This window comes from Xanthomonas sp. SHU 166 (genome assembly GCF_000364685.1).
Classification (GTDB): domain Bacteria; phylum Pseudomonadota; class Gammaproteobacteria; order Xanthomonadales; family Xanthomonadaceae; genus Xanthomonas_A; species Xanthomonas_A sontii.
The window spans coordinates 1-7982 of sequence record NZ_AQOJ01000760.1 but is presented as its reverse complement, the minus strand read 5'-3'; the positions used below and the strand labels follow the sequence as shown (position 1 = coordinate 7982).

Below are 7982 nucleotides of genomic sequence, written 5' to 3'. Positions count from 1 at the left end.
CACGAACCAGCCGGTGCGCCGCGCCAGTGCCGCGATCGCGCTGAGGGTGCGGTCGCGGCCGGCGCCGTAGACCAGGGTCGGCCGCAACACCGTCGCCGCCGCGCCGCGTTCGGCGGCCACCGCAAACACGATGGCTTCGGCCTCGCGCAGGCGCCGGGCGACGTCGCGTTCGGCGGCGTCCAGCGAGTCGCGCTTGACCTCCAGGCTGGTGGAGCCGAAGGCGACCACGCGCGAAGCGGCGACGGGGGCGCGCCGATACCAGTCGGCGAAAGCGTCCAGCGGCCCGCAACTGAACACCACCTCCGCCGCCACCGGTGGCGCCTGCAGCGCGCTGAGTTCGCCGGCATGCCAGTGCAGGCCGGGGTGCGCCGCGCGCGCCTGCCGGGAGTAGGCGTGCACCTCCCACCCGTCGGCCAGCAGGCGGCGCAGCAGGCGCTCGCCGATCTGGCCGCTGCCGCCGAACACCAGTGCGATGCGCGGTGGCGCGACGGTCGTCGGAGAAGCGGAGGCAGCGGCGAGCGAATCGGTCATCGGCACAGGATAGTGCGTGCGTCGCCGTTTGCGGCTGGAATCACGCGGCATCCGCACGCTGCACGGCATGCGACGGCCGGTGGAGGCGGACAAGGCGACGTGTGGCGCGGATACACGCAGCCGCCAACGATCGCCAAGCGCACCGACGACCTGGTACGGGCCGCACGCACCAGCACCCGGATGGAGAGCGACGCGCGATGCGCTGCAGAACGCGCTCACCCACGGCGATGCTTGCGCCACACGCCATGCACGCCGCATGGCGCGCATGGCGTGTGGCGCATCGCGCAGCGCCAGCGTTCGATCACTCCCCTCCCATCCGCGCTCGCAAGCGCATCACCTGCGCACCGCTACGCTGTCGGCATGACCGTGCACGCCTTCCGTTCCCGCGCCGGCCACCGCCGTGACGCGCCTGTTACACTCGGGCTCCTGCTCGCGAATCTCGCATTCCCTGCATGATCCCAGCCCTCGACCTCCTGCTGGCCTTGCCGTTTCTGATGGCGGCGGCCGTCGTCGCCCTGCGCCACCGCTCGCGCGCCACCCTGGCCTGGGCCGCGGCGCTGGCGCCGTTGGCGGGCCTGGTGGTGCTCGGCGCGCTGACGCCCACCGTGCTCGACGGCGGCATCGTCCGTGCCGACCACGCCTGGTTGCCGCAGATCGGCCTGCAGTTCTCGCTGCGCCTGGACGGCCTGGCCTGGATGTTCGCCGGCCTGGTGCTGGCGATCGGCGCGCTGGTGGTGATGTACGCGCACTACTACCTGAGTGCACGCGAGAACGCGGCGCGCTTCTATGCCTGCCTGCTGCTGTTCATGGGCGCGATGCTGGGCATGGTGATCGCCGGCAACCTGTTGCTGCTGATGGTGTTCTGGGAACTGACCAGCATCAGTTCGTTCCTGCTGATCGGCTTCTGGTCGCACCGCCAGGACGCGCGCGACGGCGCGCGCATGGCCCTGGTGATCACCGGCGGCGGTGGCCTGGCGCTGCTCGGCGGCGTGCTGCTGCTGGGACGCATCGTCGGCAGCTACCAGCTCGACGCGGTGCTCGCCGCCGGCGACGTGATCCGCGCCAGCCCGCTGTATCCGTGGGCGCTGGGGCTGATCCTGCTCGGCATCTTCACCAAGAGCGCGCAGTTCCCGTTCCATTTCTGGCTACCACACGCGATGGCCGCGCCCACCCCGGTGTCGGCGTACCTGCACTCGGCGACGATGGTGAAGGCCGGCGTGTTCCTGCTGGCGCGGCTGCATCCGGCGCTGGCCGGCAGCGACCTGTTCTTCTACACGGTCAGCGGCATCGGCGCGATCACCCTGCTCACCGGCGCCTGGTTCGCGATCTTCCAGCACGACCTCAAGGGCCTGCTGGCGTATTCGACGATCTCGCACCTGGGCCTGATCACCATGTTGTTCGGGCTGTCCACGCCGATGGCGGTGGTGGCCGGCGTGTTCCACATCCTCAACCACGCGGTGTTCAAGGCCTCGCTGTTCATGGCCGCCGGCATCATCGACCACGAAACCCATACCCGCGACATGCGCCGGCTCGGCAACCTGCGCCGCTGGATGCCGATCACCAGCGCGCTGGCGATCACCGCCTCGCTGTCGATGGCCGGCATCCCGCTGCTCAACGGCTTCCTGTCCAAGGAGATGTTCTTCGCCGAGGCGCTGGGCGCCGACGGCCCGGCGGCGATGCGCGTGTTCACCGCCACCTCGGCGCTGCTGGCCGGCGTGTTCGGCGTGGCCTACAGCCTGCGCTTCGTCTATGAGACCTTCTTCGGCCATGGCCCGCGTCGGCTGGAGACGATGCCGCACGAGCCGCCGCGCTGGATGAAGATTCCGGTGGAGATCCTGGTGCTGGTGTGCGTGGCGGTCGGCATCGTGCCGGCGCTGACCGTGGCGCCGGTGCTGCGCGCCGCCGCCGGCGCGATCCTGGGCAACGCCCTGCCCGACTACAGCCTGGCCGTCTGGCACGGCTGGAACGCGCCGCTGGCGATGAGCATCGCCGGCGTGGTCGGCGGCGTGGCGCTGTATTTCGGGCTGCGCCGGCTGACCGCGCTGTACACCGAGGTGCGCCGCTCGCTGGGCAAGCGCGTGTTCCACTGGCACGTGCAGACCCTGTTCGGCGTGGCCGCACGCTTCACCCGCCTGCTCGCCAACGGCCGCCTGCAACGCAGCCTGCGCTGGCTGGTGCTGGCCGCGGTGGTCGTCGTGGCCGCGCCGCTGCTGCGGGCGCCGCCGCTGTGGCAGCAGTGGCCGGCGCCGCAGGGCATGCCGTTGCTGGGTTGGGGCCTGTGGCTGCTGATCCTCAGTTGCGCGCTGTCCACGCTGTTCCTGTACCGGCAGCGGCTGCTGGCGGTGCTGGTGCTGGGCGGCAGCGGGCTGGGCGTGAGCCTGGTGTTCGTGTTCCTGTCGGCGCCGGACCTGGCGCTGACCCAGTTGCTGGTGGAGATGGTGACCCTGGTGCTGATGCTGCTGGGCATGAACTACCTGCCCAAGGCCTCGCCGCCGGAACCGCGGCGCTGGCGCCGCTGGCGCGATGCGGCCCTGGCGATCGTCGCCGGCGGCGGCATGGCGCTGCTGGCGTATTCGGTGATGACCCGGCCGGCGACGACGATGGCCGGCGAGCTGCTGCAGCGCGCGCTGCCGGAAGCCTACGGCCGCAACGTGGTCAACGTGATCCTGGTGGACTTCCGCGGCTTCGATACCTTCGGCGAGATCACCGTGTTCGGCATCGCCGCGCTGGTGGTGCATGCGCTGCTGCGGCGCGCGCGGATGGCGCCGGAGAAGGTGATGCCGGGGCCGCCGATCAAGCTGCCGGTGCCGGCCGACCTGGCGCAGCTGATGTTCCCGCTGACCCTGACCGTGTCGATCTTCCTGTTCCTGCGCGGCCACAACGCGCCCGGCGGCGGCTTCATCGCCGGGCTGGTGCTGGCGGTGCCGCTGCTGATGCAGTACGTGATCCAGGGCGCGGCCTCGGTGGAGTCGCGCTTCGGCTTCGACTACATCCGCTGCATCGGCCTGGGCCTGCTGCTGGCCACGTTCGGCGGCATGGCCTCGATGCTGTTCGGGGTGCCGTTCCTGACCAGCGGCCATCTGGATCTGCAGTTGCCGCTGATCGGCACGGTCCCGCTGGCCAGCGCGCTGGTCTTCGATACCGGCGTGTATCTGGTGGTGTTCGGCGGCACCATGCTGACGCTGTCGATGATGGGCACGATCAAGCCCTCGCGCACCCGCGATTCCCAGCGCGGGCAGATCGACCCGACGCGGCGTTCGCCCATCACCGGGGAGATGCACTGATGGAACTGGCACTGGCGAGCGCGATCGGCGTGCTGACCGCGGTGGGCGTGTACCTGCTGCTGCGCGCGCGCAGCTTCGACGTGATCCTGGGCATGACCGTGCTGTCCTACGCCACCAACCTGCTGATCTTCGCCGGCGGCCGGCTGGTGCAGGGCAAGGCGCCGGTGCTGCGCGACGGCATCGCCCCGACCCTGGCCGAGCACGCCGATCCGCTGCCGCAGGCGCTGGTGCTGACCGCGATCGTCATCGCCTTCGCGATGACCGCGGTGAGCATCGTGCTGGCGATGCGCAGCCGCGGCGACAACCACAGCGACCACGTCGATGCGCGCCCGGACCCCGACCCCGCCGACGGGGAGGCGCCATGACCCATCTGCTGATCCTGCCGATCCTGATCCCCTTGCTCGGCGCGGCGCTGTCGCTGTTCGCCGAGCACCGCCGCTACGGCCGCAAGGTGCGCCGCGCGGTGGCGTGGACCGCGATGACGGCGCTGGCCGCGGCGGTGCTGGCGCTGTGCGTGCAGGTGAGCGACGGCCAGGTCCATGCCTACCTGCTCGGCGACTGGCCCTCGCGGCTGGGCATCGTGCTGATGGCCGATCGCCTGTCGGCATGGATGCTGGCGACCACCACCCTGCTCGCCGGCGCCTGCCTGCTGCACGCCTGCGCCGGCTGGGACCGGCGCGCGCCGCATTTCCATGCGCTGTTCCAGTTCCAGCTGGTCGGCCTCAACGGCGCGTTCCTGACCGGCGACGTGTTCAACCTGTTCGTGTTCTTCGAGGTGATGCTGATCGCCTCCTACGGCCTGCTGCTCAGCGGCGGGCGCGGCCTGCGCCTGCGCGTGGGCTTCCACTACGTGGTGTTCAACGTCACCTCCTCCACCGTGTTCCTGATCGCGCTGGGCCTGCTGTACGCGCTGCTCGGTTCGTTGAACATGGCCGAGCTGTCGCAGCGCGTGGCGCAGGCGCCGCCGCAGAACGTGGCGCTGATCAAGGCCGCGTTCGGCCTGTTGCTGCTGGTGTTCTGCGCCAAGGCCGCGCTGCTGCCGCTGTACCTGTGGCTGCCGGAAACCTATGCGCGCGCGCCGGCGGCGGTGGCGGCGCTGTTCGTGATCATGACCAAGGTCGGCCTGTACGCGGTGCTGCGGGTGAGCACGCTGATCCTCGGCAGCCAGGCGCAGGCGCTGGACGGCTACGGCCGCGACTGGCTGCTGTGGCTGGGCCTGGCGACGCTGCTGCTGGCCGCGCTGGGCGTGCTGGCGGCGGTGCGCCTGCGGGTGCTGATCGGCTACCTGGTGATCGTGTCGGCGGCGACGCTGTTCGTGGCCTTCGCGCTGGACTCAGCCGGCACGCTCGGCGCCGGGCTGTATTACCTGGCGCACAGCAGCTTCGTCGCCGCGGCGCTGTTCATGATCGCCGACCTGATCCGGCGTCGCCGCGGCGGCGCCAGCGACCGCAAGGAGATCATCGCGCCGCTGCCGGGCAAGACCGTGCCCGGCGTGCTGTTCCTGATCGCGGCGATCTCGGTGGCCGGGCTGCCGCCGCTGTCAGGCTTCCTGGCCAAGGTGGCGATCCTGAGCGCGACGCCGGGCGGGCTGACCGCACCGGTGTGGGCCGCGGTGCTGCTCAGCAGCCTGATGGTGATCATGGGCCTGACCCGCGGCGGCGTGCGCCTGTTCTGGCGCGTGCCCGGCGACCAAAACACGGCCGAGGACGGCACCGTGGAATTGCCGCGCCCGGCGCCGCGCAAGGCGCCGGCACGGCCGCTGGAAACCGCCGCCACCGTGCTGCTGCTCGGCTACGGCGTGGCGATGACCGTGGCGGCCGGGCCGCTGCTGCGCTACAGCGAGGCCGCCGCCGCACAACTGCTGCGCCCGGCCGACTACACCACCCAGCTGCGCGGCACCGCGCCGATCCTGCGGGAGCCCTGACATGTCCGCCCGTCCCTGGTCGCGCCGCCTGTTCCCGTCCTGGCCGCTGAGCCTGACCGTCACCGCGTTCTGGCTGCTGATGAGCGACAGCTTCAGTCTCGGCCAGGTGCTGCTGGGCGCGGTGCTGGGCGTGGCGGTGCCGCTGTTCGCCGCGCGCCTGGACCGCGAGTTCGCGCGCATCGGCTCGCTGCGCCCGGTGCCGAAGATGCTGTGCGTGGCGGCCTGGGACATCGTGCGCTCCAACGTGGTGGTGGCGCTGCAGGTGCTCGGTCCGGAGAAACGCATCCACCCCGGCTTCATCTGGGTGCCGCTGGACATCGCCAACATCCACGGCATCGCCGCGCTGACCAGCATGATCACCCTGACCCCGGGAACGGTGTCGGCGGCGCTGTCGGACGACCGCAAGTACCTGCTGGTGCACGTGCTGCACCTGGACGATGCCGAGACCGTGATCCGGCAGATCAAGACGCGCTACGAAGCGCCGCTGATGGAGATCTTCCCATGACCAGCCACATGTTCATCGAGACCACGATCGTCGTGTGCATGCACGTGGTGGCGCTGGCGATGCTGCTGGCGCTGTGGCGGCTGCTGCGCGGGCCGACCGTGCCCGACCGCATCCTGGCGCTGGACACGCTGTCGGTGACCGCGATCGCCGAGCTGATGCTGTTCGGCATGTACCTGGATTCGCCGGTGTATTTCGAGGCGGCGCTGATCATCGCCATGCTCGGCTTCGGCAGCACCGTGGTGCTGAGCAAGTTCGTGCTGCGCCGGGACATCGTCGAATGATCGGCGTGCTGCAGGTCGGGCTGTCGCTGCTGCTGATCGTCGGCTGCTTCTTCATCCTGGTCGGGGCGCTGGGGCTGGTGAAGCTGTCGGACTTCTTCAAGCGCCTGCACGCGCCGACCAAGGCCAGCACCCTGGGCGTGGGCTGCGTGCTGCTGGCCTCGGTCGGCTACCACCTGTTCCTGGGCCAGGACCCACAGCCGCGCGAGTTGCTGATCACCGCATTCCTGTTCATCACCGCGCCGATCAGTGCGCACATGATGGCCAAGGCGGCGCTGTCGCTGATGCTGGAACAGCGCCCGCAGGTGCCGGGCAGCGACCACGCCGAGCAGGAAGGGCTGCCGCCGCCGGAGCAGCCGGAGGAGCGCTGAGCGCGCGGGTCTGCGCAGGAGCGGCTTTTCCGATTCCCGATTCCCCACTCTCGGCACTCACGCCAGCAACGCCAACTCCAGTCCCACCCACGCCAGGAACGCCACCAGCAGCACCGCGCCCTCGCCGCGACTCAACCGCATGTCGCCGCGCAGCATCGGGTACAGCACCGCCGCCAGCGCGATCGCTGCCGGCAGTTCCAGGCGCACGAACGAGGCCGGCAACGGCAGCGGCCGCAGCGACGCCATGCCGCCGATCACCACCAGCAGGTTGAACAGGCTCGAGCCCAGCACATGGCCGACCACCATGTCGCCCTGGCCCCGGCGCGCGGCGGCCACCGCGGCCGCGGCTTCCGGCAGCGCGGTGCCGATCGCCACCGGCAGCAGGCCGACCAGCAGCGGCGACAGGCCCCAGGCCGCACCCAGCCGCGGCGCGTGTTCCACCACCAGATTGGCGCCGGCGTTCAACAACACGAGGGCGATCAGCAGGCGCAGCAGATTCAGCACCAGCCCGGTGCGGGTCACCGCGTAGCCGGACACGCCAAGCTGGCGCGCGGCCGGTTCATGCCGCGCGCGCAGCAGCAGGAAGGCGACCACGCCGACGAAGGCCAGCAGCAGCGCCACGCCCTCAGCGCGCGAGATCGCGCCATCCAGGCCGAAGCCGATCAGCGCCAGCGTCGCCAGGGTCAGCAGCACCAGCAGTGGCGGCAGCAGGCGCGTGCGCAGCAGCAGCGGCGCCGCCAGCGCGGCCAGACCCAGGGTCAGGCCGAGATTGGCCAGGTTGCTGCCGATCGCGTTGCCCAACGCCAGGTCCTGCGCGCCGGCGGCGTAGGCGCGCGCGTTGACCGCCAGTTCCGGCAGCGAGGTGCCGAAGGCCACCAGCAGCAAGCCGGCCACGAACGGCGAGGCGCCGCAGCGCTGCGCCAGGCCGGAGGCCGCCTTCACGATCGAGTCCCCGCCCAGCGCCAGGAACGCCAGCCCCAACAGCACCAATCCGATCGCACCGGCCATCGCCGACTCCCTGCCCGCAAGATGCGGCGATTCTATGCGCAGCGCCGATGACGCCGCCGTGGTCGTGCCTGCCCGGCCATG

At 71.0% G+C, this 7982-nt stretch carries 8 protein-coding genes; 6 read left to right on the top strand and 2 right to left on the bottom strand.

Annotated elements, in window-relative coordinates; all coding sequences use genetic code 11:
• On the bottom strand, positions 1-531 hold a 531-nt coding region (locus D180_RS17665), incomplete at its 3' end, for an NAD-dependent epimerase/dehydratase family protein (RefSeq protein ID WP_043091273.1).
• A gap of 452 nt (positions 532-983) precedes the next feature.
• On the opposite strand from D180_RS17665, the gene D180_RS17660 reads away from it, so the two are divergent.
• From D180_RS17660 to D180_RS17635, 6 genes are read left to right on the top strand one after another with little or no spacing between them, the layout of a single operon-like run.
• Positions 984-3815 (top strand): monovalent cation/H+ antiporter subunit A, encoded by a 2832-nt coding sequence (locus D180_RS17660; RefSeq protein WP_017913839.1) that lies wholly within the window; start codon positions 984-986, stop codon positions 3813-3815.
• Complete coding sequence (locus D180_RS17655; protein WP_017908199.1) at positions 3815-4180, top strand: Na+/H+ antiporter subunit C; 366 nt, start codon at positions 3815-3817, stop codon at positions 4178-4180. The genes D180_RS17660 and D180_RS17655 overlap by 1 nt, the downstream gene beginning before the upstream one ends.
• Positions 4177-5739: a monovalent cation/H+ antiporter subunit D gene (locus D180_RS17650; protein ID WP_017913838.1), complete on the top strand. Its 1563-nt coding sequence runs from the start codon at positions 4177-4179 to the stop codon at positions 5737-5739. Before D180_RS17655 ends, D180_RS17650 begins: the two co-directional genes overlap by 4 nt.
• 1 nt (position 5740) lies before the next feature.
• Positions 5741-6244 (top strand): Na+/H+ antiporter subunit E, encoded by a 504-nt coding sequence (locus D180_RS17645; RefSeq protein ID WP_010341382.1) that lies wholly within the window; start codon positions 5741-5743, stop codon positions 6242-6244.
• Complete coding sequence (locus D180_RS17640) at positions 6241-6525, top strand: K+/H+ antiporter subunit F (RefSeq protein WP_017908201.1); 285 nt, start codon at positions 6241-6243, stop codon at positions 6523-6525. Before D180_RS17645 ends, D180_RS17640 begins: the two co-directional genes overlap by 4 nt.
• Positions 6522-6893 carry a Na+/H+ antiporter subunit G gene (locus tag D180_RS17635; RefSeq protein WP_017908202.1) on the top strand — a complete coding sequence of 124 codons (372 nt, stop codon included), beginning with the start codon at positions 6522-6524 and terminating at the stop codon, positions 6891-6893. The genes D180_RS17640 and D180_RS17635 overlap by 4 nt, the downstream gene beginning before the upstream one ends.
• A gap of 57 nt (positions 6894-6950) precedes the next feature.
• Here the strand turns inward: D180_RS17635 and D180_RS17630 are convergent, their stop codons facing one another.
• Positions 6951-7901 (bottom strand): sodium:calcium antiporter, encoded by a 951-nt coding sequence (locus D180_RS17630; protein ID WP_017913837.1) that lies wholly within the window; start codon positions 7899-7901, stop codon positions 6951-6953.
• Between the last annotated feature and the right edge of the window lie 81 nt (positions 7902-7982).

Coding starts and splice junctions, on each gene's coding strand:
- D180_RS17630 (WP_017913837.1), bottom strand. CDS start 7,901: ATGGCCGGTGCGATCGGATTGGTGCTGTTGGGGCTGGCGTTCCTGGCG.
- D180_RS17660 (WP_017913839.1), top strand. CDS start 984: ATGATCCCAGCCCTCGACCTCCTGCTGGCCTTGCCGTTTCTGATGGCG.
- D180_RS17650 (WP_017913838.1), top strand. CDS start 4,177: ATGACCCATCTGCTGATCCTGCCGATCCTGATCCCCTTGCTCGGCGCG.
- D180_RS17635 (WP_017908202.1), top strand. CDS start 6,522: ATGATCGGCGTGCTGCAGGTCGGGCTGTCGCTGCTGCTGATCGTCGGC.
- D180_RS17640 (WP_017908201.1), top strand. CDS start 6,241: ATGACCAGCCACATGTTCATCGAGACCACGATCGTCGTGTGCATGCAC.
- D180_RS17655 (WP_017908199.1), top strand. CDS start 3,815: ATGGAACTGGCACTGGCGAGCGCGATCGGCGTGCTGACCGCGGTGGGC.
- D180_RS17645 (WP_010341382.1), top strand. CDS start 5,741: ATGTCCGCCCGTCCCTGGTCGCGCCGCCTGTTCCCGTCCTGGCCGCTG.